Source organism: Streptomyces sp. RK62 (assembly GCF_018070255.1).
Taxonomy (GTDB): domain Bacteria; phylum Actinomycetota; class Actinomycetes; order Streptomycetales; family Streptomycetaceae; genus Streptomyces; species Streptomyces nigra.
The window spans coordinates 46011-70430 of sequence record NZ_JAGPYD010000023.1; the positions used below are offsets into that span (position 1 = coordinate 46011).

The 24420-nt window shown below is 72.9% G+C and carries 17 protein-coding genes; 11 read left to right on the top strand and 6 right to left on the bottom strand.

Annotated features, from left to right (window positions below; genetic code table 11):
* The first annotated feature begins 1 nt into the window (after position 1).
* Both KBY32_RS32730 and KBY32_RS32735 read left to right on the top strand, forming a co-directional pair.
* Positions 2–2239, top strand: coding sequence for a bifunctional glycosyltransferase family 2 protein/CDP-glycerol:glycerophosphate glycerophosphotransferase (locus KBY32_RS32730; RefSeq protein WP_210982629.1), 2238 nt, complete (start codon positions 2–4; stop codon positions 2237–2239).
* Between the two features lie 108 nt (positions 2240–2347).
* The gene (locus tag KBY32_RS32735; RefSeq protein ID WP_210982630.1) at positions 2348–3967 is read left to right on the top strand and encodes a hypothetical protein; all 1620 of its coding nucleotides are present in this window, start codon (positions 2348–2350) and stop codon (positions 3965–3967) included.
* Here the strand turns inward: KBY32_RS32735 and KBY32_RS32740 are convergent.
* Positions 3957–4370, bottom strand: a complete 414-nt coding sequence (locus KBY32_RS32740) for an organic hydroperoxide resistance protein (RefSeq protein ID WP_055625026.1) — start codon at positions 4368–4370, stop codon at positions 3957–3959. The genes KBY32_RS32735 and KBY32_RS32740 overlap by 11 nt on opposite strands.
* Before the next feature lie 157 nt (positions 4371–4527).
* Between KBY32_RS32740 and KBY32_RS32745 the strand changes: the two genes are divergently transcribed.
* The 3 genes from KBY32_RS32745 (at position 4528) to galE (ending at position 7848) form a co-directional block, all read left to right on the top strand.
* Complete coding sequence (locus tag KBY32_RS32745; protein WP_210982631.1) at positions 4528–4986, top strand: MarR family winged helix-turn-helix transcriptional regulator; 459 nt, start codon at positions 4528–4530, stop codon at positions 4984–4986.
* Between the two features lie 214 nt (positions 4987–5200).
* Positions 5201–6811, top strand: a complete 1611-nt coding sequence (locus KBY32_RS32750; RefSeq protein WP_210982632.1) for a glycosyltransferase — start codon at positions 5201–5203, stop codon at positions 6809–6811.
* 53 nt (positions 6812–6864) lie between these two features.
* On the top strand, positions 6865–7848 hold the full coding sequence (gene galE / locus KBY32_RS32755; RefSeq protein ID WP_210982633.1) for a UDP-glucose 4-epimerase GalE: 984 nt from the start codon (positions 6865–6867) through the stop codon (positions 7846–7848).
* An 18-nt stretch (positions 7849–7866) separates the two neighbouring features.
* On the opposite strand, the gene KBY32_RS32760 is transcribed toward galE, so the two are convergent.
* The gene (locus KBY32_RS32760; RefSeq protein ID WP_210982634.1) at positions 7867–8505 is read right to left on the bottom strand and encodes a TetR/AcrR family transcriptional regulator; all 639 of its coding nucleotides are present in this window, start codon (positions 8503–8505) and stop codon (positions 7867–7869) included.
* Positions 8506–8673: 168 nt separating this feature from the next.
* Here KBY32_RS32760 and KBY32_RS32765 point away from each other — a divergent pair, with 168 nt between their 5' ends.
* The 4 genes from KBY32_RS32765 to KBY32_RS32780 all read left to right on the top strand — a co-directional run bounded on the left by KBY32_RS32765 (position 8674) and on the right by KBY32_RS32780 (position 14405).
* Positions 8674–9594, top strand: coding sequence for an ABC transporter permease (locus tag KBY32_RS32765; protein ID WP_210982635.1), 921 nt, complete (start codon positions 8674–8676; stop codon positions 9592–9594).
* Positions 9587–10432 (top strand): ABC transporter ATP-binding protein, encoded by an 846-nt coding sequence (locus KBY32_RS32770; RefSeq protein WP_210982636.1) that lies wholly within the window; start codon positions 9587–9589, stop codon positions 10430–10432. The genes KBY32_RS32765 and KBY32_RS32770 overlap by 8 nt, the downstream gene beginning before the upstream one ends.
* 92 nt (positions 10433–10524) lie before the next feature.
* The gene (locus tag KBY32_RS32775; protein WP_210982637.1) at positions 10525–12747 is read left to right on the top strand and encodes a CDP-glycerol glycerophosphotransferase family protein; all 2223 of its coding nucleotides are present in this window, start codon (positions 10525–10527) and stop codon (positions 12745–12747) included.
* Entirely contained in the window at positions 12744–14405 is a 1662-nt protein-coding gene (locus KBY32_RS32780) for a glycosyltransferase family 2 protein (RefSeq protein WP_210982638.1), read from the top strand. The genes KBY32_RS32775 and KBY32_RS32780 overlap by 4 nt, the downstream gene beginning before the upstream one ends.
* 1 nt (position 14406) lies before the next feature.
* Here KBY32_RS32780 and KBY32_RS32785 read toward each other — a convergent pair whose 3' ends face one another.
* Positions 14407–15873: a hypothetical protein gene (locus tag KBY32_RS32785; RefSeq protein ID WP_210982652.1), complete on the bottom strand. Its 1467-nt coding sequence runs from the start codon at positions 15871–15873 to the stop codon at positions 14407–14409.
* Between the two features lie 133 nt (positions 15874–16006).
* Positions 16007–20941 carry an NAD-glutamate dehydrogenase gene (locus KBY32_RS32790; RefSeq protein WP_055625035.1) on the bottom strand — a complete coding sequence of 1645 codons (4935 nt, stop codon included), beginning with the start codon at positions 20939–20941 and terminating at the stop codon, positions 16007–16009.
* A gap of 670 nt (positions 20942–21611) precedes the next feature.
* On the opposite strand from KBY32_RS32790, the gene KBY32_RS32795 reads away from it, so the two are divergent.
* Entirely contained in the window at positions 21612–22178 is a 567-nt protein-coding gene (locus KBY32_RS32795; protein ID WP_115508423.1) for a DJ-1/PfpI family protein, read from the top strand.
* 43 nt (positions 22179–22221) lie between these two features.
* On the opposite strand, the gene KBY32_RS32800 is transcribed toward KBY32_RS32795, so the two are convergent.
* Both KBY32_RS32800 and KBY32_RS32805 read right to left on the bottom strand, forming a co-directional pair.
* Complete coding sequence (locus KBY32_RS32800; protein ID WP_055625037.1) at positions 22222–22887, bottom strand: HAD family hydrolase; 666 nt, start codon at positions 22885–22887, stop codon at positions 22222–22224.
* A gap of 46 nt (positions 22888–22933) precedes the next feature.
* On the bottom strand, positions 22934–23446 hold the full coding sequence (locus KBY32_RS32805) for a hypothetical protein (RefSeq protein WP_210982639.1): 513 nt from the start codon (positions 23444–23446) through the stop codon (positions 22934–22936).
* 339 nt (positions 23447–23785) lie between these two features.
* Here KBY32_RS32805 and KBY32_RS32810 point away from each other — a divergent pair, with 339 nt between their 5' ends.
* Positions 23786–24388 (top strand): Rv3235 family protein, encoded by a 603-nt coding sequence (locus tag KBY32_RS32810; RefSeq protein ID WP_210982640.1) that lies wholly within the window; start codon positions 23786–23788, stop codon positions 24386–24388.
* The last annotated feature ends 32 nt before the right edge of the window (positions 24389–24420 follow it).

A 24420-nucleotide genomic window follows, 5' to 3' on the forward strand; every position in this document is an offset into this window, starting at 1 on the left:
CGTGCCCCGCTTCAGCGTCATCGTGCCCGTCTTCAAGGTGCAGGGCTTCCTGCGGGAGTGCCTGGACTCGGTGCTCGGGCAGTCGTACACCGATCTGGAGGTCATCGCGGTCGACGACCGCTCCCCCGACGGCTGCCCCGCGATCCTGGACGGCTACGCCGAACGCGACGCCCGGGTGCGGGTGCTGCACCTGCCGGAGAACGTCGGGCTCGGCCGGGCCCGCAACGCCGGTCTGGCGGAGGCGAGCGGCGACTATGTGCTGTTCCTGGACAGCGACGACCGCTACACGCCCGGTCTGCTGGAGGCGGTCGACGCCCGGCTGACGGCGGGCGACGAGCCGGACATCCTGGTCTTCGACCATGTGCGCACCCACTGGTGGGGCCGCGGGGGCCGCAGCGAGGCGGCCGACCTGCTGGCGGCGGCCGGGACGGACGTCGTGAACGTCCGCGAGAGCCCGCAGTATCTGCGGCTGTTCCTGGTCGCCTGGAACAAGGCGTACCGCAGGGACTTCTTCCTGGAGCACGGGCTGCGGTACGCGCCGGGCCTGTACGAGGACGCGCCGGTCACCTACCGCTCGATGGTGCTGGCCGACCGGATCGTGTGCCTGGAGCGGATCGGCGTCGAGTACCGGCAGCGCCGGCAGGGCGCGATCACCCGGACGCCGGGGCGCCGGCACTTCGACATCTTCCCCCAGTACGACGGGCTGTTCGCCTTCCTTGAGGGGCGCCCGGAGCTGGCGTGGGCGCGGCCCCCGCTGTTCGAACGCGCGCTGGACCACATGCTGTTCGTGCTCGCCCGGGAGGACCGGGTGCGCCCGGCGGACCGTCCCGACTTCTACCGGGAGATCCGCGCCTTCCACGCCCGGCACCTTCCCGAGGGCTTCGTCCCGCCGGAGGGGTGGCGGGGCACGGAAATGCGGCTGCTGGCGGCGGCGCCCTACGCCTCGTACGCGGCGGCCCGTGGGCTGCGCGAGCTGCGCCGGGTGACCGGGGGCGGCGGCCGGAAGGTGACACGGGAGGTGTCACGACGGGCGCATCGCGCCTGGTACGCGGCCTGTTCCCGGCGTCCGCTGGACCCGGATCTCGCGGTGTACTCGGCGTTCTCCCACCAGGGAGTGCTCGGGGATCCGGCGGCGATCCACGCCAAGGCCCGCGAGCTCGCCCCGCGGCTGCGGGGTGTGTGGGTGGTCCGGGAGGACGCGGTGGCGGGGCTGCCGCCCGGCACGGACTTCGTGACGCCCGGTTCGCGGCGCTTCCACGAGGTCATGGCGCGGGCCACGTACTGGGTGAACAACGTCAACTGGCCGGGCACGCTCGCGAAACGGCCCGGCAGTGTGCACATCCAGACCCACCGGGGCACCCCGCTGAAGTACATGGGCGCCGATCTGCTGGCGAAGCCCGGTGCCCGGTACGGCGTCGACGTGCCGAAGATGCTGTGGCGGGCCGACCGCTGGGACTACAGCCTGGTGGCGAGCCGGCACGCGGAGCTCGCCTGGGAGCGGGCCTACCCGTGCCACTTCGCCTCGGTCAGGACGGGCAGCCCGCGCAACGACGTGCTGGTGACGGCGGGCCCGGAGACGGTCGCGGCGGCCCGGGCGCGGCTCGCGGTGCCGGCCGGGAACACCGTCGTGCTGTACGCGCCGACCCGCCGGGACTACCGCAAGGGCGGGCATGTCGACCGGATCGACCTGGCGCGGTTCGCCCGCGACCTCGGCGACGGGTGCACGCTCGTCGTCCGGCTGCACCCGTCGCTCGCGCAGGGCGTCGCGCGCGGCATGGGCCTGGCGGAGCTGCACCGCCGGGGCGTGCTGGTCGACGCGACGGACGTGCCGCGGGCCGAGGACGTGCTGCTCGCGGCGGACGCCCTGGTCACGGACTACTCGTCCCTGATGTTCGACTACGCCCTGCTGGACCGGCCGCTGGTCGTCCACGCGGACGACTGGGGGGCGTTCACGGCGAGCCGGGGCACCTACCTCGACCTGATGGCCGAGGCGCCGGGTCATGTGACGCGCTCCTACGGGGAGTTGGCGGAGCTGTTCGCGTCCGGGGCCTGGCGGGACGGGGAGTCGGCGCGGCTGCGGCGGCGTTTCCGGGAGCGGTTCTGCGAGTTCGACGACGGGCTGGCCGCCGAGCGGGTCGTACGGACGCTGATGCTGGGCGAGCCGATGCCGGGACGGGCGGCCGGGACGGGCCGGGTGCCGGCTCCGGCGGGTCCCCGGTCGCTGCCGGTCGCGCGCTGACCGGCATCGGCACCGGCACCGGCGTCCGCACCGGCATCCGCAGCAGGGGACTCACCCGAAGAGGTGACGAGCGTCAAAGCCGTTGATCCGGGCGGGGAGACTCGGCAGATGCCCCGAACCCCCACCCCCTCCCCGACCGGAGCCGCGGGCGCCCCCGCGGGCACCCTCGTCCGGAGGGCCGTGCGCGGCGCGAGCGCGCTGCGCGGCGGTCGCGGCCCTCGTCCGACGCCGTACCAGGCCGTCGGGTTCCTGTTCTGCCTGGTGATGCTGCTGGCGTACTGGGCGGTGCCGCTGTGCTGCGACGCGGGGCAGCACGCGGCGGTCGTCGAGCGGCTGCGGGCGGATCTGTTCCACCCCCGCCATCCGATGGCGGACCTGCCGGGCGCGGGCAGCCCGTACTACTCGCCGTACGCGGTCGCCGAGGCGGTGTTCGCGCGGCTGACCGGGCTGGGCGGCTGGGAGGTGGTGCGGCTGGCCGGGGTGCTGAACCTGCTGGTCCTGCTGACCGGCATCGGCCGGCTGACCCGGGTGCTGACACCGCGGCCGTGGGCGCCGGTGCTCGCGCTGGGCGCGATGACGCTGCTGTGGGGCACGGAGCGGGCCTGGTGGAGCGGCTATCTGAACCTGATGTCGATGACGGGGAACCTCGGGTACCCCTCGGCGTTCGCCATCGGGCTCACCTTCTGGGCCTGGGCGCTGACCGGGGCGCGCGCCCGCGGCGGGCGGGCGGTCCGGTACGTCGGCCCGAGCGGTCTGCCCGGATGGGCCGGGTACGCGGGGCTCGGCGCGCTGTACGGGCTGATCCTGCTGATCCATCCGATCACGGCGGTGGCCGCGGCCCTGGGGGCGGTGGCGTTCGTCGCCGGATGGCAGCGCCCGTGGCACGGGGCGGTCGTCGCGCGCTGGGCCGTGACGGCGGGCGTCGCGGTGCTCGTCGCCGGGTCCTGGCCGTACTACGACGTGTTCGCGCTGGCCGGGGACGGCAGCGTGGACGTCATCCACCGGCAGCTGTACGAGCATCTCTTCGGGCAGTTCTGGCTGGCGCTGCTGGGCCTGCCCGCGCTCTGGCTGCGCGGACGCCGTACGTCCTGGCGGGATCCGCTGGTGCTGCTGTTCGCCCTGGACTGCCTGCTCGTGGCGTACGGCTGGACGAGCGGGCGCTACACGTACGGCAGGATCCTCGGGCTCACCCTGGTGCCGCTGCAGTTCGCGCTGGCGGTGGAGCTGGCGGCACCCCGGCCGTGGGGCCGGGCGCGCCGGGCGCTGGGGCTGACCGCGGCGGCCGGTGCCTGCGCCGGATTCCTCACCGTGCAGGGCGGGGCGGTGCTGCCCACGGCCCTGGATCCGCTGGGCCTGGAGCAGCCGTCGCGCTGGCCGTCGTACGCCTGGGTGGCGCGGCATGTGGCGAAGGGCGAGGTGGTCATCTCCGACGGGCACTTCGCCCCGCGTTCCCTCCCGGGGTACGGGGCGAACCTCGCCGCACCGGTCTGGCCCGACCCCGCGCTGGACGAGCGGGAGCGGGAACGCCGGCTCGCCGATGTGCGCGCATACCTCTCCCCCGACTCGACCGGCGCCCTGCGCACGGCGATCGCCCGGCGGTACCACGCGCGCTGGCTGCTGCTGACGCGATGGAAGAAGGTGCCGGAGGAGGCGGTCGTCGTGGCCTGGAGCCGGGAGACGGGGGAGGTGCTGGCGCGGATCGGCGCCCGGGAGGGTGTTACTCGATGACGAGGTCGACGTCGATGTTGCCGCGGGTGGCGTTGGAGTAGGGGCAGACCTGGTGGGCCTGGTCGACCAGCTTGCGGCCGGTCGCCTCGTCGAGGGTGTCGGGCAGCTCGACGCGCAGGGTGACCTTGAGGCCGAAGCCCTCGCCCTGCTTGCCGATGCCGACCTCGGCGGTGACGGCGGCCTCCGAGACGTCGACCTTGGCCTGACGGCCGACGAGGCCGAGCGCGCTGCCGAAGCAGGCGGCGTACCCGGCGGCGAACAGCTGCTCCGGGTTGGTGCCCTCGCCGTTGCCGCCCAGCTCCACCGGCGGGGCCAGCTTGACGTCGATACGGCCGTCGTTGGAGACGGCACGACCGTCGCGGCCGTGGGTGGCGGTGGCGACTGCGGTGTAGAGCGCGTCCATGGAGAACCATCCCTCTCGTAGGTCGTGACGGACGCCGGGGCGCCCGTGACTGAGCGGTCCGCCCCGTTCCGTCCCGGGGCCGCCGCATGTCCATCAGTAGAGCACGCAATTGAATTGTGTGCAACTGAATGGCGTACAGGGGAGCTACCCTGGAGGCATGACGACCACGCCCACGGCCGACTGGCTCCGCCTCGACCAGCAGATCTGCTTCTCCCTGAACGCGGCCTCGCGCGCCTTCGGCGGCGTCTACCGCGTGGTGCTCAAGGATCTGGGCCTCACCTATCCGCAGTACCTGGTGATGCTGGTGCTGTGGGAGCAGGGCGAACTGCCCGTGAAGCGGCTCGGCGAGCATCTGCGCCTGGACTCCGGCACGCTGTCGCCGCTGCTCAAGCGGCTGGAGGCGGCCGGCCTCGTGCGCCGGGAGCGCAGCGCCCGCGACGAGCGCTCGGTGGAGGTGCGACTGACGGAGGAGGGCGAGGCCCTGCGCGAGCGGGCGCTCGAGGTGCCGCGCCGGATCGCCGCGGCCACCGGGTTCGACGTCGAGGAGATCCGCGATCTGCGGGAGCGCCTGGACCAGCTCACCACCGCGCTGGACACGGCGGCACGGGAGGCGTAACCCTCGCCCGCCCCCGGTGGGCCGTATTCGTACTATTAGCTGACATTCATCATTGGTATGCGGCGTATCTCCGTCGGCATTCCCTTTGTCCGTCCTACGATCCGCGGTGACGAGCAGTGAACCGGCCCGCGGTCGTCACCGTCTTCCGCCACGGGCCCGCACCTCCCGCCCCACGGGATCTGCCGACCATCCCTCCGACCCGGACCGTGGCCCCATGCACCCAGCGCCCCCGCCCACCGCGCCCGACCCGCAGGTCGCCGTGGTCGTCATCGGCTACGACGACGCCGCCCATGTGACGACCGCCGTCCGCTCGGCGCTGGCCCAGGGCCCCGTCGTGCGGGAGGTCGTCGCGGTCGACGACTGCTCGACCGACGACAGCCCGGCCCGGCTCGCCGCGCTCGCCGCGGCCGAGCCACGGCTGAAGGTGGTGCGGCGCCGGGTCAACAGCGGCGGCTGCGGCAGCCCGCGCAACACCGGCCTGGACCGGGTGACCGCGCCGTATGTGATGTTCCTGGACAGCGACGACGTGCTTCCGCCGGGTGCCGCCGACGCCCTGCTCGCGGCGGCCACCGGCGCCGATGCCCAGGTCGCGGGCGGCCTCTGCGTCCGGCGGGAGCTGCCCGAGGGGCGCGAGGTGCCCTGGGAGCCGTCGCTGTACGCCGCGCACGCCGTGTTCGAGCGCCCCGCGCAGCGCCCCCGTCTGGTCCACGACACCCTCTGCGTGAACAAGCTCTACCGGACCGACTTCCTGCGCGCCCACGGCATCCGCTTCCCCGAGGGCCGCTTCCCCTACGAGGACTTCGTCTTCACCGCGCGCGTCCTCGCCGCCCGCCCCCGCGTCGCCGTCGTCCCGGACCGGGTCTACGTCTGGCATGTGCGCCGGGCGGCGGGCCGGCTGTCGATCTCCCTGGACCGCGCGGACGTCGCCAACTGGCGGGCCCGCACCGAGGCGAGCCGGCTCGCCCACGAGATCCTGCTGGGCTCCGGGCAGAAGGAGCTGGCCCGGGCCGCCCGCGCCAAGTTCCTCGACCACGAACTGCGGATGTACGCCCGTGAACTGGTCCTGCGCGACGCCCGCTACCGGCGCGACTGGTGGGCGCACACGCGGGCGTACCTCGCCGAGTACGACGCCTCGGACTGGGCGCACAACCCGACCGCGCCCGGACGCCTCATCGGGCGGATCGTCCTGGCCTCCCCTGAGCCGCTCGACCTGCCCCGCCTGCGTGACCTCGCCTCCCGTCCCGCCCGGCTGCAGCCGCCGTACGCGCGGGCCGCCGACGGCACCCCCGTCTGGTCGGCCGGGCTCCCCCAGGTCACCCTGGAACCGCTGCTGACCCAGCCCGTCCACGTCCTCCCGCTCGCCGTGGACGCGGAGCTGCGCACCCACGCCCGCACCGCCGTCCTGCGGCTGCGTCTGCACGAGATGTACGGGCGGCTAGCGCGGGCCGGACCCGAGTCGCTGGAGGTGGAATGGCGGTGCCGGGAGACGGGGCGCACGGCGGGAGCACCCACGGCGGTACCGCCGGAGCCGGACGGGGAGTCCTGGCGGGCGGCGGTCCCGGTGCGCTGGGGCGCGTTCGGCGCCGGCACCTGGGACCTGCGGGTGCGCCTCCGCTTCCGGGAGGGCGCCGAGCGCGAGGTCACCGCGCACGCCGTCACCGGCACGGGAGCGCTGCGCCGCCGCGTGGTCCTCGGCGCCGGGCACGGCCTGGTCCTCGTCCAGCCCTACGCCACCCACTCCGGGGCGCTCGCCGTCCGCGTCGCCCCCGGTCTGCGCGGAGTCCTGAGCGTGGTACGCGGCAGGCTCCGGCGCCTGCTTCACTGACAGTGACACCGACCGAGCACGAGCACTGGCCACTGATGAGGGGACGGCCGTACATGACCTGGCTGATCACCGGCGGCGCCGGTTACATCGGAGCACACGTGGTTCGGGCGATGACCCGGGCGGGCGAGCGTGCCGTGGTGTACGACGACCTGTCCACCGGCATCGCCGACCGGGTGCCCGACGGCGTCCCGCTGGTCGTCGGCTCCACCCTGGACCGCGAGCGCGTCGCCCGCGCCCTCGCCGCCCACCGGATCACCGGCGTGGTCCATCTGGCGGCGAAGAAGCAGGTCGGCGAGTCGGTCGACCGGCCGCTGCTGTACTACCGGGAGAACGTCGAGGGCCTGCGCGTCCTCCTGGAGGCGGTCACGGCCACCTCCCATGTGCGCTCCTTCGTCCTCTCCTCCTCGGCGGCCGTCTACGGCATGCCGGACGTCGACCTGGTGACCGAGGAGACGCCGTGCGCCCCGATCTCGCCGTACGGCGAGACCAAGCTGGCGGGCGAGTGGCTGGTCCGGGCGACGGGCCGGGCCACGGGCCTGTCCACGGCGTCGCTGCGGTACTTCAACGTGGCGGGCGCGGCCGCGCCGGAACTCGCCGACACCGGCGTCTTCAACATCGTCCCGATGGTGTTCGAGAAGCTGACGCAGGGCGAGGCCCCGCGGATCTTCGGCGACGACTACCCGACCCCGGACGGCACCTGCGTCCGCGACTACATCCATGTGGTCGACCTCGCGGAGGCCCATGTCGCCGCCGCCCGCGCGCTGCAGTCCTCGCCCGGCCACTCCCTCACCCTCAACATCGGCCGGGGCGAGGGTGTGTCGGTGCGCGAGATGATCGACCTCATCAACGCCGTGACCGGCTACGACCGGCCTCCGACGGTCACCCCGCGCCGCCCCGGCGACCCGGCCCGCGTGGTCGCCTCCGCCGACCGCGTCGCCACCGAGCTGGGCTGGAAGGCGAAGTACGACGTCCGGGACATGGTCACGTCGGCCTGGGACGGCTGGGTGCGCACCCACCCCGGGGCAGCCCGCGACTGAGCGCGCGCGGTCGGACGGTCAGAGGGCCTTGAGGGCCGCCGCGGTCGCCCGTGACAGGGCGTCGAGGTGGCCCTTCGGCAGCTTCGGGCCGCGCACGACCACCGAGCGCCAGTACAGGGGCCCGGAGATCAGATCGAGGGCCAGCTCCTGGTCGAGGCCCGCCCGGACCTCCCCGCGCTGCTCGGCGGCGCGCACGATCGTGCTGGCGACGCTCGCCTGGCCGTCGCGCAGCGCCTTCTGCACGGCCTCGGCGATCTCCGGGCTGCGGGCCGCCTCCGCCTGCAGATCGGGAAGGATCTGCGAGGCCAGCGGATGCCGCAGCGCCCGCGCGGTCACCTCGTAGAGCAGCCGCAGATCGCCCTCCAGGGTCCCGGTGTCGGGGACCGGCAGACCCATCACCGCGACCGCCGACACCACGTCGAGCACCAGGTGCAGCTTGGAACGCCAGCGCCGGTAGACGGCCGTCTTGCCGACGCCGGCGCGGCGCGCGATGCCCTCGATCGACATACGGGCGTAGCCGACGGCCGCCAGCTCCTCGAAGACGGCCGCCCGGATCGCCTCGGTCACGTCCTCCCGGAGCACGGCCGCCCCGGCGGGGGTCCGGCGGCGCGGCGGCGTCGAGGACTGATCGGCGTCGGTGCTCATGCGGACCAGCATAGGGCGTCACGACGGGACGGTTGCGTTCCGACGTCGGATCGCCGTACGCTCCCGTTGCGACGATACGGTCCCGTCCCGACGTCTCGTTCCGACGTCTCGTCCCGACGCTGTCGTCCCGACGTGACTCTCATGCGATGCGCCCCAGGAACCCCAGTGAAAGCAGCGGATGTGACTCAAGCCCTGCACACACCGCCCCGGACGGCCGAGGCGCCGCCCGAGGCCGACCTCGCGGCCCTGGCCGCCCGGCACGGGCTGTCCGTGAGCGGCGCCCGCCCCTCGCTGTCCCAATACGTCCGCCAGTTGTGGGCGCGCCGGCACTTCATCGCGGCGTTCTCCACCGCCAAACTCACCGCCCAGTACAGCCAGGCGAAGCTGGGGCAGGTCTGGCAGGTGCTGACGCCGCTGCTGAACGCGGCGGTGTACTACCTCATCTTCGGCAAGCTGATGGGCACCAGCCGGGGCGTGCCGGACTTCGTGCCCTTCCTGGTCACGGGGGTGTTCGTGTGGACGTTCACCCAGAGCTCGATCATGGCGGGCACCCGCGCGATCTCCGGCAACCTCGGCCTCGTCCGCGCCCTGCACTTCCCCCGGGCCGCGCTGCCGATCTCGTTCTGCCTCCAGCAGCTGCAGCAGCTGCTGTTCTCGATGGCGGCGCTGGTCGTGATCCTGCTCTGCTTCGGCGTCCCGGTCGCCGCGTCCTGGCTGCTGGCCGTCCCGGCGCTGGTGCTGCAGTTCGCCTTCAACGCCGGCGTCTCGCTGATCGTCGCCCGGCTCGGCGCCAAGACCCCGGACCTGGCCCAGCTGATGCCGTTCGTGCTGCGGACGTGGATGTACGCGTCCGGCGTGATGTTCAGCATCAGCCACATCATGAGCAAGCACACGGACGCGCCCTCCTGGCTGACCGCCGTCCTGCAGGCCAACCCGGCCGCCGTCTACATCGACCTGATGCGCTTCGCCCTGATCGACAGCTTCCAGGGGAGCCAGCTCCCGCCGCACGTCTGGGCGATCGCGGCCGGCTGGGCCCTGCTCGCCGGCGTCGGCGGTTTCATCTACTTCTGGAAGGCCGAGGAGACGTACGGACGTGGCTGAGCACAGCGAGAAGATCCCCACCGTCGTCGCCGACGGCGTCGACATCGTCTACCGGGTCAACGGCACGGGCGCGGGCCGCGGTTCGGCCACCGCCGCGCTCAACCGCATCCTGCGCCGCGGCCGGGCCGAGAAGGCGGCGGGCGTGCGTACGGTGCACGCCGTGCGGAACGTGTCCTTCGCCGCGTACCGGGGCGAGGCCATCGGCCTCATCGGCACCAACGGCTCGGGCAAGTCCACCCTGCTCAAGGCCGTCGCCGGGCTGCTCCCGGTGGAGAACGGCCGTATCTACACCGACGGCCAGCCCTCCCTCCTGGGCGTCAACGCCGCCCTGATGAACGACCTGACCGGGGAGCGCAACGTCCACCTCGGCGGGCTCGCGATGGGCATGTCCCGTGAGCAGATCAAGGAGCGCTACCAGGAGATCGTCGACTTCTCCGGCATCAACGAGAAGGGCGACTTCATCACGCTGCCCATGCGCACCTACTCCTCGGGCATGGCGGCCCGGCTGCGGTTCTCCATCGCCGCCGCCAAGGACCACGACGTGCTGCTGATCGACGAGGCGCTGGCGACCGGCGACCGCTCCTTCCAGAAGCGCTCCGAGGCCCGTATCCGCGAGCTGCGCCGGCACGCCGGCACGGTGTTCCTGGTCAGCCACAACAACAAGTCGATCCGCGACACCTGCGAGCGTGTGCTGTGGCTGGAGCGGGGCGAGCTGCGCATGGACGGGCCGACCGGCGAGGTGCTCAAGGAGTACGAGGCGTTCACCGGCGACAAGAGCGACAAGGCGGCCAAGACGGCGAAGCCGAAGCCCCGGACGGCGGCCCCGGTTCCCTCGTGAGGCGCAGCATGGGCTCACCCTTTCGTCCTATAAGTGCCACTATGGCCGAGCAGGGTCCCCCACAGCGCTGACGAAGGTGAAGGAGTCGTCGCATGCCCGAGCTCAGCGTCGTCGTCCACGGGCCGAACACACAGGACCGGCTGACCGGGCTCCTCGACTCCCTCGCGGGCCACCCCCACGGCGACGTGGAGGTGGTCGTCGCCGCCGTCGGCCCCTGGGCGCAGGAGACGGCCGGGCGGCACGCCCCCGACCTGCTCGTGGTGCCGCTGCCGGAGGGCACCGGCGACGCGGCGGCCCGCGCGGCGGGGGCGGCCCGCGCCTCCGGCCGCTGGCTGCACTTCACGCACTCCGTGGACGGCCTGCCCGCGGGCGCCCCCCGCCTGGTCGCCGAACGCGTCGCGCAACTGCCGGACGAGGTGGACGTCCTCCTCCTCGACCACATCCGCTCCACATGGGAGACCACCGGACTGCCCTCCCCCGACGGGCGCCTGCTCGCCCGCACGGGCCGCTCCCCCCGCCTCCTGGACGACGTCGCCCGCAGCGCGCTGCGCGTCACCCCGCTGCTGGGCAACCGTGTCCTGCGCGCCTCCTTCTGGCGGGCCCACGAGCAGCGGCTCACCGCCTCCGACGAACCGTTCGCGGCCTGCGCCGCCCTGCTGCTCGCCGACCGGATCGCGGCCTGGGACCAGGTGGCGTACCGGCACCACGCACTGCGCCCCGAGAGCCTGCCCCCGGCCGCCCCCGAGGACCACTACGCCCTCGTCGACCGGTTCACGGCACTCCTGGACCTCGCGCGCGAGCGCGCCGCCACCCGGCCCGGAGCGGCGGCCCAGGTGCCGTACGCCGTGCTGTACGACGCCATGGTCCGCACCTGTCTGCGGACCTTCGCCCGCACCGCCCTGCCGGACCCCGTGGCCCGGGAGTTCTTCCGCCGCGCCGCCGACGCGACCGTGCGGTACCGGCCGCCCGAGTACCGCCGCCCCTCCGGCCCGGAGGGCATGCGCCGCACCCTGCTGGAGGAGAACGCGTACGGCAGGTACCGGGCCTTCCAGGCCGCGAACCGGGCCCGCCGCACCACCCGGGCGGCCGTCCGGACCACGCGGCGCCGGGTCGCGGACGCGCTCGGCGACCGGCACTACCGGGCGTCCCTGTCCCGGCCCGTCGACCCGGGTCTCGCAGTGTTCGCCGCGTACTGGTACCGGGGCGTGGCCTGCAACCCGGCGGCGATCGCGGCCAAGCTGACCGAACTCGCCCCGCAGATCCACCCGGTGTGGGTGGTCACCCCGGAGAACGCGGCGCTGCTGCCCCCGCACACCGACCACGTTCTCCCCGGCACTCCCCGCTACCGCGAGGTGCTGGCGACGGCCAAGTACCTGGTCAACAACGTCAACTTCCCGAACGCGATCGTGAAGCGCCCGGACGCCGTCCATCTGCAGACCCACCACGGCACCCCGCTCAAGCGCATGGGCGTCGACCAGATGGAGTTCCCGGCGGCGGCCAAGGGGCTCGACTTCCAGGCCCTGCTGTCCCGGATCGACAAGTGGGACTTCAGCGTCTCCGCGAACAGCCACTCCACCCGGATGTGGGAGCGCGCCTACCCGTCCCGGTTCGTCCCGCTCGACCACGGCTATCCGCGCAACGACGTCTACTACCGGGCCACCGCGGCCGACATCCGGGCGATCCGCGACCGTCTGGGCATCGCGCCGGAGCGCCGGGCGATCCTCTACGCCCCCACCCACCGCGACTACGAGGCCGGCTGGACCCCCCGCCTCGACCTCGCCACGCTCGCCGACCAACTGGGCGAGGACACGGTCCTGCTGGTGCGCGGCCACTACTTCTACGACGGCACGCCGTCCCCGCTGACCGCCCTGCGCCGCACCGGCCGGATCATCGACGTCTCCTCCTACGACCCGGTCGAGGATCTGGCGCTGGCCGCGGACGCGCTGGTCACGGACTACTCGTCGATCATGTTCGACTACGCCAACCTCGACCGCCCGATCGTCGTGTACGCCGACGACTGGGAGACGTACCGCTCCACCCGCGGCGTCTACTTCGACCTGATGGCCGAGCCCCCGGGCCAGGTGGCCCGCACCCAGCGGGAACTCACCGAGATCCTCACCACCGAGGCCTGGCAGGACGAAGGCGCCGCGAAGGCGCGGGCCGCGTTCCGCCGCCGCTTCTGCGAGTACGACGACGGGCACGCCGCCGAGCGGGTGGTGCGCCGGGTCTTCCTCGGCGAGAGCGAGGACGCCCTGCCGCCCGTGGTCCCGCTGGAGGACCGCACGCCGGCGCCGAGCCCCCGGGAGGCCGTATGACTCCGGACGTCACGGTGACGGTCATCGTCTACAACGACGCCGACCGTCTCCCCCGGGCCGTGGAGTCGGTGCGCCGGCAGACCCACGGCAATATCGAGATCATCATCAGCGACGACCACTCGACCGACGGGACACCGTTCGTCGCCCGGGAGTTCGCGGCCCGCGACCCCCGGGTCCGGCATCTGCGGCTGCCGGAGAACAGCGGCGGGTGCAGCGTCCCGCGCAACCGCGCCCTGGACATCGCGACCGCCCCGTACGTGATGTTCCTGGACAGCGACGACGAACTCACCGAGGACGCCGTGGAGCTGCTGCTCGCGGCCCACCGGGAACGGGAGATCGACTTCGCGATGGGCGCGGTCGTCCGGGTCCGCGAGGACAGCGGCCGCCGCACCCGGTGGATGCCCCACCTCGTCGCCGAGCGGCGCACGGTCCTCGGCATCGAGTCCGAACCCCGGCTGCTCTTCGAGCACCTGTCGACCAGCAAGATGTACGCACGCGCCTTCCTGGACCGGCACGACCTGCGGTTCCCGGAAGGCATCCACTACGAGGACCAGCTGTTCACCACCCAGGCGTACTGCCTGGCCAAGGAGTTCACGATCATCCCGGAGCCGGTGTACCGCTGGCACATCGCGCCCTTCGCGGCCGCCGACACCGCGTCCATCTCCAACCAGCGCGACCGGCTGGAGAACGTCCGCGACCGGGTCGCCGTCCAGCGGCTCATCGACAGCTTCCTCACCGAGAGCGGGCACGGCGGCCTGCGCGAGGACAAGGACTACAAGTTCCTCAAGCACGACTTCCGGATGTACGCGGGCGATCTGCCCTACCGCGACGACCCCTGGCTGACCTCGTTCGCCGACCTCGTGAACCCCTACCTCGACACCCTGTCCCCGGCGGCCTACGCCCGGCTGCCCCGGCCGGAACGCGTGGTGCTGCAACTGGTCCGCGAGCGCCGCTTCCCCGAGGCCCGGTTGGCGGCCCGCGGCCTGGGCCACGGGGTGGCGCCGCGCCAGGTCGTGCCGGACGCCGACGGGCGCACGTACTGGGGCGACACCGTCCCCACCGACGAGCGGGCCCGCCGCGAACTGGACGTCACCGACCTGGAACTGGACACCCGCCCTTTCCGCAGCGCCCTCTTCCGCCACGAGATCACCGAACTGATCCGCGGCCCCGGCGCCTCGATCGACCTGGCCGTCCGGACCTACGACCCCGGTCTGCGGCTGCCCGTGGGCCCACTGCGGGCCAGCCTGGTCGTCGCACCCGGCCGGCGCCGGCTGAAGGTGCCCTTCCGGCTCACCCCGGTGCGCCCCGGTGTCTTCGAGGGCCGCGTCCATCTGGACCTGACGGCGGCGCCGGTCCCCCGCCACGGCTTCGCGGGCGTACGGCACCCGCTGCTCCGTATCGAGCACCAGGGCCTCGCCCACTCCGCCGTCCTGCTGGCGCCCCTGTCCTTCCCCGTCCTCACGGCCCGGATCGCCCACCACTCGGGCACGGCCCCGCACCGGGTGACCGTCGAGCCGGAGAACCGCGGCCCGGGGCGGCTGCAGATCCGCTGGGAGCCGGTGGGCGTGACGGCCCGGCTGGTCCGCCCGGTGGTCCGGCGCCTCGACCGGCCCAGGGTCCGCCGGGCGGCCCGGCTCGTGCGGACCGTGCTGCGGTAGGTCAGCGGGCCGGGGGTGCCGTCACCTCGTACAGCACCTGCCCGTCCGGGCCGTCGGCCACCCTGCGCAGCCCCTCGGCGGCCGGCGTCCCCCGGTCCACGACCCACCGCACCCCGTACGCGCGCACGATCCCCTGCCGTACCTCCGGTGAAGTGCCCGGCGTGAAGTACGTCCGGACGGCCGCCGCCCGCCGGTCCTCGTCCGGCAGGAAGAAGTCGGGATAGCCGGGCGCCACCGTGTACGGGCCGTACGCCGGGATCTGCCGGGCGGGCAGGGTGCGGGCCATGACGACGTCCCCGTACCGCACCCACGGGGTCAGCCAGTGGTACCCGGTCCACGGCTCCCGGTACCGCTCGGCGACCGCGTCCGGCAGGGCGGTGCGGGGCACGACGTATCCGAGGGTGCCGGTCTGCGTCCACGCGCCGGTCAGCAGCGCCCCGGTCAGCAGGACCGCCCCGGCCGTACGCAGCCGGCCGGGCCGGGCACCGGCCACCGCGAGCGCGGCGGCGAGCTGCGCCGGGATCAGCGCGGCCGGGAGCGCGCGGCCCCAGGAGTAGTGCCCGCTCAGCCAGCCCGCCGCGACGACCAGCGTGCCCAGCGCGAAGAACAGCACCAGCGGATCGAGCCGGTCCCGCCGCCACCGCGGCACGAGCGCCGCGACCCCGAGCAGCACCAGCCAGTACCGCCCGAGCAGGTCCTCGTACAGGCCCCGGTGCACCGACTCCAGATCGGCGCCCGCCCCGAACAGCGCGAAGAAGTCGTAGTACGGCCAGGCCCACAGGACCACCACGCCGACGGCGAGCCCGCCCGCGAGCCGCGGCCACACGGCGCGCCCCGGCCGTCCGGCGGCCACCGTGGCGAGCGCGCCCAGCGAGGCGACCACCCCGGAGAACTGGTGGCAGAGCAGGATCACCGCCCACAGCACGCCGAGCGCCGGCCACACCCCCCAGCCGGCCCCGGCCCGCACGGCTCGCGCCAGCCACGCCCACAGATGGAAGGCCAGCCCCAGGGCGAACACGCTCGGGTACGACACCGTCAGCGCCAGCGAGTTCAGCCCCAGGAAGCCGCTCCACGCGAACAGGGACGTCCCCCACAGGAACACCAGGCACAGCAGGGCGAGCGCGGGGGCCGCCCGGTCGGCGCTCAGCGTGCGCACGTACCGCCAGACGCCGGTGACCAGCAGCGCCAGCCCCACCAGGGCGCCGATCCGCAGCACCACGAAGACCGAGAACCCGGTCAGCCTGGCCACACAGCCGAGGACCAGCATCCACGGCGAGTAGTAGGGGCTGGGCGTGTCCGCGTCGACCAGCGGATTGCCGGGGTCGGCCAGGCTGTGGCGCAGACGTTCGACGGTGGCCGCGTGCATGCCGAGGTCCCCGGCCCACGGCAGCCGGACGATGACCAGGAGCAGCAGGACGAGGACCAGCGCGCCGGCGGCCCCCACGACGACCGCCGCCCTCGGCGGCATGGCCCGGATCGTGCTCACATCGGCACTGTAATTCCCGTTTCGCCCGGTATGCCGGAGGCCGTATGCGGGAGCGCCCCGGACCGGTGGGGTCCGGGGCGCTCCGGTGTGCGTCCGCCTCAGGCGGTGGGGCGGGTCAGGTGTGCGACCGCAGCAGCGTGCGCATGGTGCGCATCGCGACCGAGAGGTTCGCCAGGTCGAAGGAGTCCGAGCCGCGGATCTCCTCCAGCGTGGTGCGCGCCCGGCTCAGGATCGCGGCGTTCTTGCGCTCCCAGGCCTCGAAGCGCTGCTCGGGCGTCGCGGTGCCGTCGCCGACGGCCAGGACGTCCGAGGTCAGCGCCGCGTGGGCGGCGTACAGGTCCTCGCGGATGGAGGCACGGGCCATGGACTGCCAGCGGTCGGACCGCGGCAGCTCGATGATCCGGTCCATCAGCTGGCTGATGTGCAGCCGGTCCCCGAGGTCGTAGTAGACCTCGGCGACGTCCATCGGGTCCTTGCCCATGCGGTCGGCCACCGAGACGATGTCGAGCGTCGGGAAGGCCGAGGAGAACCCGGCGACCCGCTGGGCCAGCTCGACGGGCACCCCGGCGTCGGTCAGCTCGTCGTGGATCTGCTGGTACCAGTCCAGGTCCGCGCCGCGCAGCAGCTTCGGCAGCTGCGACCACACCTGCTCCACCCGGTCGGCGAAGAAGTCGATGGTGTCGGCGAGCGCGAGCGGCTGCGGACGGTTGTTCAGCAGCCAGCGCGTGCCGCGCTCGACCAGACGCCGCGAGTGCAGCCGGATCCGGGTCTGGACGGCCGCCTCGACCTTGTTGTCGAGGGCCTCGACCGCGTCCCACACCTCCGCCTGGCGGAAGATCGCGCGGGCCACGGTCTGCGCCCGGACGATCTCCTCCAGCGAGGCGCCGGTCTCCTCCCGCAGCCGGTGCAGATACGTCGTACCGCCCGTGTTGACCGTGTCGTTGACCAGCACGGTCGTGGTGATCTCACGCCGCAGCGGGTGGCTGACCAGGTGCTCGGGGAACCGCTCGCGCAGCGCCGTCGGGAAGTAGGCGTGCAGCAGGGTGCTGAGGTACGGGTCGTCCGGCAGCGTGGTGTGCAGCAGCTCGTCGGCGACCGTGATCTTCGTGTACGCCATCAGCACGGCCGTCTCCGGGCCGGTCAGACCGTGGTCGGAGTTCAGGCGCTCACGGATCTGCCGGTCCGTGGGCAGGAACTCCAGCGCACGGTCCAGGTGGCCTTCCCTGACCAGGTGCTTCATGAAGCGCTGCTGGGCGTGGAGCATGGCGCTGGACTGGGCGAGGGCGTTGGCGATCGCCGTGTTCTGCGCGTAGTTGTTGCGCAGGACCAGCCGGCCGACCTCGTCGGTCATCTCGGCGAGCAGCTTGTTGCGCTGCTTGACCGTCATGTCGCCGTCCGCGACCAGGCCGTTCAGCAGGATCTTGATGTTCACCTCGTGGTCGGAGGTGTCCACGCCCGCGCTGTTGTCGATGGCGTCGGTGTTGATCCGGCCGCCCTGGCGCGCGAACTCGATCCGGCCGAGCTGGGTCAGGCCCAGGTTGCCGCCCTCGCCGACGACCTTGACGCGCAGATCGGCGCCGTCGACGCGGATGGGGTCGTTGGCCTTGTCGCCGACGTCGGCGTTCGACTCGGTGCTGGCCTTGACGTACGTGCCGATGCCGCCGTTCCACAGCAGGTCCACCGGGGCCTGCAGGATGGCCTTCATCAGCTCGGCCGGGGTCATCTTGGAGACCTTGCCCTCGATGCCCAGGGCCTCGCGGATGTGCGCGTTGACGCTGATGGCCTTGGCGCTGCGCGGGAAGACGCCGCCACCGGCCGACAGCAGCGAGGTGTCGTAGTCCTCCCAGCTGGAGCGCGGCAGCTCGAACAGGCGCCGGCGCTCGGCGTAGGAGGTCGCCGCGTCCGGGTTCGGGTCGATGAAGATGTGCCGGTGGTCGAAGGCGGCGACCAGCCGGATGTGCTCGCTGAGCAGCATGCCGTTGCCGAACACGTCACCGGACATGTCGCCGATGCCGACGACGGTGAAGTCCTCGCTCTGCGTGTCCACGCCCAGCTCGCGGAAGTGCCGCTTGACGGACTCCCAGGCGCCGCGGGCGGTGATGCCCATGCCCTTGTGGTCGTAGCCGGCCGAGCCGCCGGAGGCGAAGGCGTCCCCGAGCCAGAAGTTGTACGACTCGGCGACCTCGTTGGCGATGTCGGAGAACTTCGCGGTGCCCTTGTCGGCGGCGACGACGAGATAGGTGTCGTCCTCGTCGTGCCGGACGACGTCCGCCGGGGGCACGACCTCGCCCGCCACCATGTTGTCGGTGATGTCGAGCAGCGCCGAGATGAACGTCCGGTAGCTGGCGATGCCCTCCGCCATCCAGGCGTCCCGGTCCACGGCCGGGTCGGGCAGCTGCTTGGCGACGAAGCCGCCCTTGGCGCCGACCGGCACGATCACGGTGTTCTTGACCATCTGCGCCTTGACCAGGCCGAGGATCTCCGTACGGAAGTCCTCACGCCGGTCGGACCAGCGCAGACCGCCGCGCGCGACCTTGCCGAAGCGCAGGTGCACGCCCTCGACGCGCGGCGAGTACACCCAGATCTCGAACGCCGGGCGCGGCGCCGGGAGGTCCGGGATGGCCTGCGGGTCGAACTTCATCGAGACGTAGTCGTGCGGCTCGCCGTCGGCCGACCGCTGGAAGAAGTTGGTGCGCAGGGTCGCCTTGATGACGGTGAGGAAGGACCGCAGGATCCTGTCCTCGTCCAGGCTGGCCACCTGGTCCAGGGCCGCGTCCAGCTCCTCCAGCAGCGCGTCCACGATCTCGCGGCCCGCGCGCTGGCGGTCCGGCGACAGCCGTGCCTCGAACAGGGAGACGAGCAGGCGGGTGGTGTGGACGTTGTGCCGGAGGGTGTCCTCCATGTAGTCCTGCGAGAACGTCGACCCGGCCTGCCGCAGGTACTTGGCGTAGGCCCGCAGCACCATCGCCTGCCGCCAGGTCAGCCCGGCGCTCAGCACGAGGGCGTTGAAGCCGTCGTTCTCGGCCTTGCCGGTCCAGGTGGCGGCGAACGCCTCGGAGAACCGTTCGCGCGCGTCGTCGCCCGCGTAGTCGCCGGCGGCGGCCTGGCTCGGCATCCGCAGGCCGAAGTCGTAGATCCAGGCGACGCTGCGGTCGGAGCAGCGCAGCTCGTAGGGCCGCTCGTCGACGACCTCGACGCCGAGCCGGCTGAGCACCGGCAGGACGGCGGACAGCGAGACGGCGGAGCCCTTGCGGTAGATCTTGAAGCGGCGCTCGTCGGGGGCGGCGCCGACCGGCTCGTACAGGCTCAGCGAGAAGTCCTTCTCCTCGGTGAGCTGTTCGATGTGGACGAGGTCGGAGACCGCGGACCGCGGGGAGTGGTCGGCCTTGTAGCCCTCGGGGAAGGCGTTGCCGTAGCGGCGCAGCAGCTCGGCGGCGTGCTCCTCGCCGAGCTCGGCGTTGAGCGCGTCGGCGAAGCCGTCGGCCCAGGATCGCGCGGCCTCCACCAGCCGGGCCTCGATGCGCTCCCTGTCGGCCTCGGACAGCTGCGGCAGCTCGGTGCCCTGCGGGACGCGGACCACGAAGTGCAGCCGGGAAAGGATCGACTCGGTGTTCCAGGCGGTGAAGTCGACGCTGGTGCCGCCGAGCTCCTCCTTCAGGATGTCGATGATCCGCAGGCGCACACCGGTGGTGTAGCGGTCGCGGGGCAGGTAGACGAGGGCCGAGTAGTAGCGGCCGTACTCGTCCTGGCGCAGGTACAGCCGCAGCCGGCGGCGCTCCTGGAGGTAGAGGACCGAGGTGACGATGGTCCGCAGCTCGTCGACCGGGGTCTGGAACAGCTCGTCGCGCGGGTAGGTCTCCAGGATCTGGAGCAGGTCGCGCCCGTCGTGGCTGTGCGGGGAGAAGCCGGCGCCGCTGAGCACCTCGTCGACCTTGCGGCGGATGACGGGGACGCGGCGCACGGACTCGGTGTAGGCGGCCGAGGAGAACAGGCCGAGGAAGCGGCGCTCGCCGACGACCTCGCCGTTCTCGTCGAACTTCTTCACGCCGACGTAGTCCAGGTACGACGGCCGGTGGACGGTGGACCGGCTGTTCGCCTTGGTGAGGATCAGCAGCTTGTGCTCGCGCGCCTTGGCACGGGCGTCGGCGGGCAGCCGCTCGAAGGAGGGGCTGACGGGGTGGTCGTCGCTCTCGGAGTGGTGCGGGTCCGAGCGCAGTATGCCCAGCCCGGTGCCCGGCACGGCGGCCAGCGAGTCGTCCTCGCGCAGCTCGTACTCGCGGTAGCCGAGGAAGGTGAAGTGGTCGTCGGCCAGCCAGCGCAGCAGCTCGCGGGCTTCCTCGATCTCCTGCTCGCGCAGGTCGGAGTGGGGCTCGCCGGGCAGTTCGTCGGCCATCCGCAGGGCCGCGTCCCGCATCTTGCTCCAGTCCTCGACGGCCTCGCGGACGTCGGACAGGACGCGCAGCAGGTCGGCGGTGATCTGCTTGAGGTCGCCGCGGTCCGTCTCCCGGTCGATCTCGACGTGGATCCAGGACTCGATGTGGGTGTCGTGCGGCAGGTCTCCGGCGGGCGCCGAGGGCAGCACCTCGATGAGCTTGCCGGTCAGGTCGCGGCGGACGGTGACCTGGGGGTGGATGACCACATGGATCCCCCGCCCCTGCCGGGTGAGCTCGTTGGTCACGGAGTCCACGAGGAAGGGCATGTCGTCGGTGACGACCTCGACGACGGAGTGGCTGCAGGTCCAGCCGTTCTCCTCCACCGTCGGCGTGTGGACCCGGACGTTGGCCGTGCCCTGCGGGCGGTTCTCGGCCAGCCGGTAGTGCGAGAAAGCGGCTCCGAAGACGTCGACCGGGTCGCGGTCGAGCAGGTCCTCCGGGGCGGTGTGCAGGTAGTAGCGCTGGAGGAACGAGAGCACCGTGTCGTGGTCCGGGGTTCCGGAACCGCCCTCGCCCTTGGTCCCGGTCGGTAGGTGCCCCCCGACCGGGCTGTTCTCAGCTACCCGGGCGGCCCGTTCGAGCAGCTCGGCCTTGGCTTCGTCCAGCTTGGTCTGCATTGTCCTCTGGCTCCTGTCGCGCGCCGTTGCGTGACGTTGAAGGAAGTACGGTCTCTTCCCCTCCGGCACATCGCCGCGACGCGGGGTGTCCGGTCTGCTTCGACGCTATGCCGAGAGGTGAGATGAGCGGGGGTATATGAGCCATTCTTGAGCTGCCCAAGGGGTGTGACGCCGCTCTCTGCGGCACCCGGGCCCGGGGGACCGATCGCGTCCCGGGGGTCCGTACACCCCCCTCCCGCCCGCGAAGACCAGCGAGCGCCGCCCGGTCACGGATGTCCTCCGTGGTCGCCGGGCGCGGGGCAGGGGCTTCGTCGCCCCCGCGAGCTATCGCGCTGATCACGCCACCCAGGCTATCGCCCCGCACAGGGGGCCCGTCATGAGCCGTATGTGTACAAAACCGGGGGGTGAACTTTGACGTTCTGCACAGGGGCGAACGGGGCGGGCGGGGCGTAACTGGCGGGGCGGGACACCCGGGGGCAGCCTGGTGAGCAGAAGCGGCGGCACCGGAGCCGGGGATGGCACCGGAATCAGGCCGTCCGTACGCGCCCCGTGTCCGAAAACAGCGGTCGCCTCCTCGCCGCACGGTCTTGTCACGTCCGCCGCGCGGCGGCACGTTGCCCACAGACCGGCCGGACGCAGCCGCCGGCCCGGCAAGGAGAGGAGCCCCGAGATGACCACGAAGATCCTCATCGTCACCGGCGACGCCGCGGAGTCGCTGGAGGTCCTCTACCCCTACCAGCGCCTGCGCGAGGAGGGCTACGAGGTGCACATCGCGGCGCCCTCCCGCAAGAAGCTGCAATTCGTCGTGCACGACTTCGAACCGGGCTTCGACACGTACACCGAGAAACCCGGCTACACCTGGCCGGCCGACCTCGCGTTCTCCGAGGTCGACCCGGGCGCCTACGCGGCCATCGTGATCCCCGGCGGCCGGGCCCCCGAGTATCTGCGCAACGACCCGGAGCTGCGCAAGATCCTCAAGTCGTTCTTCGACTCCGACAAGCCGGTCGCGCAGATCTGCCACGGCCCGCTGCTCACGGCCGCGGTCGACAGCCTGAGCGGGCGCCGGGTCACGGCCTATCCGGCGCTGGAGCTGGACATGCAGGCGGCGGGCGCCACCTTCCAGGACACCGAGGCCGTCGTCGACGGCACTCTGGTCTCGTCCCGCGCCTGGCCGGACCACCCGGCCTGGATGCGCGAGTTCCTGACCGTGCTGCGGGCGAAGGCACCGGTGAGCTGAGGCGGGGTCACCGCTGCGGGGCGGGGCGAACACCAGGTGCGCCTCAGGCGGCCAGCCGCTCCGCCTCGGCGACGGCTTCCGCGAGCGTGTCCACGACCGGGACGCCGACCGTCTCCAGGCTCGCCCGGCTGTGCGAGCCGCCGGTGTAGAGCACGGCCCGTGCGCCCACGTGCAGGGCGGCCACCGCGTCGTCGGCGGCGTCCCCGATCACCACCGTGCGCGAGGGGTCCACGCCCGCCAGCGCCTCGACATGCCGCACCATGTGCTCGGCCTTGCTGCCGCCGGACGGCCCGACCCGGCCGTCGACCCGCAGGAAGTGCGCCTCGATCCCGAACCGCCGCACCAGCGGCACCAGCTCGTCGTGCACGTACATGCTGAGGATCGACTGGCTGCGCCCCGCCGACCGCCAGCCCGACAGCAGCTCCGCCACGCCCTCGGTGAGCCCGCAGGTCACCCGGTGCTCGGCGTAGTAGCGGTGGAAGGTCTCGTCCATGACCTCCCACTCGGCGTCCGTGGGCAGCCGGCCGAGCAGCCGCTCGTAGAACCTCGGCACCGGCACGCAGTACATGGCCCGGTACTGCTCCATCGTGATCGGGGCCAGCCCCAGCTCACCGAACGCCGCGTTCGTCGCCCCGATGATCGCGTCGTTGTCGTGGAACAGCGTCCCGTTCCAGTCCCAGACGATGTGCGCCCCTGCCTGCTTCCCCATGCCGAAAACCGTACCCGGCCCCACCGACAATCAGCAGAGGGCCAGGTCAGTCCGGCTGTCCGACCAGGTTCGGGATCTCCTGCGTGGCGTACCAGAGCAGCTCGTGGTCCTCCGCGCCGTCCACGACGAACTGGGCGTCGTCGTCCCCGCCGTCCGCCGCCTCCAGCGCCTCCGCGGCGGCCGTCACATCGGCCTCGGCGTCGTCGGCGTCCACGTGCACGGCGGCGGCCTTGGCCAGCCGGACGCTCCCGGTCACCCGCACCTCGCCGAGCGCCGAGGGGTCCAGGCCCCGGTCCGGGTCAGCGACGGCCGCCTTGTCGGGCACGTCGACGGCGACCACGACCCTGCGGGGGCGCGCACCGGGGTCGGCGGCGAGCAGCCGCAGCGAGGCCGCCGCGGCGCGGTTGAGCGCTGCGTACTCCAGCTCCTCGATGTCGTCGGAGAGATACCACTCGCGCAGCGCCGGGGTCACCGCGTAGGCGACGAGATCGGTCCCCAGATCACCCGTCTTGTACGCCTCGGCGAGGCCCGGGAGGGTCAGGGGGACGTAGACGCGCATGACTGACCGCTTTCTCGTACTCGCTCGTACACAGGGGCCCCGCGGGTCCCGGTCCAATCGTCCGGCGCCCGCCCGGGACGGCCTACAGGATACGTGCGGGCGTCCCCTTTCGAGTCCCCGTCACCCCCTCCGCCCGCGTCCACTCTCGTCCGGCGATTCACCCGGTGCCGCCCCGCAGGCGCGGGCCCGCGCACCCGCTGATCACCCTGATAGGTGAATCTCCGCCCCCCTCCGACCCGGCCTCCGGCTTCCTTGCGGCCGGTCCCCGCGACCCCGTACAAGATCAGCGAACGCGAAGTTACCGCCCGGTATACGCCGGGCCCGCCGAACGGGGACTCGATGAACAAGGTCATGACCAGGGCCCAGCACCGCGCCGGCGGCAGCCGCCCTCCGGCCCGCCGGGACACCCGCCGTCCGGCCGGCTCCCCGCCCCGCACACCGAGCGGCGGCACCTCCCGTACGACGTCCCCGGGCGGCCGTCCTCCGGGCTCCCCGGGCAGCACGTCCCGGCTCTCCCGCACCCGGCCCGCGGACACCCGCCCGGCGCCCTCAGCGGGCCCCTCCGCCGTCCCCGCGCGGGGTCCGCTCCCGCTCCCCCGTCCCACGGACGTCTTCGCCGACCGGCTGGTCCTGGTGCTGAGCGGCCAGCGCCCCGTGCACTCGATGCTCCGCCATGTCGCGGGCCGCGCCTACGACGACCTCGCCCGGCTCGCCGAACGCGGGCCCCTGCGCACCCGGGGCGCCCGCCCGGTCGTCCGGGACCTCGGCTGGTTCGAGCCCCGCCCGGGCGCCGTCGAGGTCTTCGCCCGCATCGGCGCCGGTGACCAGCTGCGCGCCATGGCGTTCCGCCTGGAACAGGGCACCGACCTGCGCTGGCGCTGCACGGCTGTGGAGCTGGGCGGGCAGCGGGGGACTCACGGGGCTCACGGGGAGGACAGCTGACGGGGTACGGCGAAGGGCCGGGCCCCCCGAAG

Bases quoted from the DNA above. Each gene is read 5' to 3' on its own strand.
- KBY32_RS32735 (WP_210982630.1), top strand. From the start codon at position 2,348: ATGCCCCGAACCCCCACCCCCTCCCCGACCGGAGCCGCGGGCGCCCCC.
- KBY32_RS32740 (WP_055625026.1), bottom strand. From the start codon at position 4,370: ATGGACGCGCTCTACACCGCAGTCGCCACCGCCACCCACGGCCGCGAC.
- KBY32_RS32745 (WP_210982631.1), top strand. From the start codon at position 4,528: ATGACGACCACGCCCACGGCCGACTGGCTCCGCCTCGACCAGCAGATC.
- KBY32_RS32750 (WP_210982632.1), top strand. From the start codon at position 5,201: ATGCACCCAGCGCCCCCGCCCACCGCGCCCGACCCGCAGGTCGCCGTG.
- galE (WP_210982633.1), top strand. From the start codon at position 6,865: ATGACCTGGCTGATCACCGGCGGCGCCGGTTACATCGGAGCACACGTG.
- KBY32_RS32760 (WP_210982634.1), bottom strand. From the start codon at position 8,505: ATGCTGGTCCGCATGAGCACCGACGCCGATCAGTCCTCGACGCCGCCG.
- KBY32_RS32775 (WP_210982637.1), top strand. From the start codon at position 10,525: ATGCCCGAGCTCAGCGTCGTCGTCCACGGGCCGAACACACAGGACCGG.
- KBY32_RS32780 (WP_210982638.1), top strand. From the start codon at position 12,744: ATGACTCCGGACGTCACGGTGACGGTCATCGTCTACAACGACGCCGAC.
- KBY32_RS32785 (WP_210982652.1), bottom strand. From the start codon at position 15,873: ATGCCGCCGAGGGCGGCGGTCGTCGTGGGGGCCGCCGGCGCGCTGGTC.
- KBY32_RS32790 (WP_055625035.1), bottom strand. From the start codon at position 20,941: ATGCAGACCAAGCTGGACGAAGCCAAGGCCGAGCTGCTCGAACGGGCC.
- KBY32_RS32795 (WP_115508423.1), top strand. From the start codon at position 21,612: ATGACCACGAAGATCCTCATCGTCACCGGCGACGCCGCGGAGTCGCTG.
- KBY32_RS32800 (WP_055625037.1), bottom strand. From the start codon at position 22,887: ATGGGGAAGCAGGCAGGGGCGCACATCGTCTGGGACTGGAACGGGACG.
- KBY32_RS32805 (WP_210982639.1), bottom strand. From the start codon at position 23,446: ATGCGCGTCTACGTCCCCCTGACCCTCCCGGGCCTCGCCGAGGCGTAC.
- KBY32_RS32810 (WP_210982640.1), top strand. From the start codon at position 23,786: ATGAACAAGGTCATGACCAGGGCCCAGCACCGCGCCGGCGGCAGCCGC.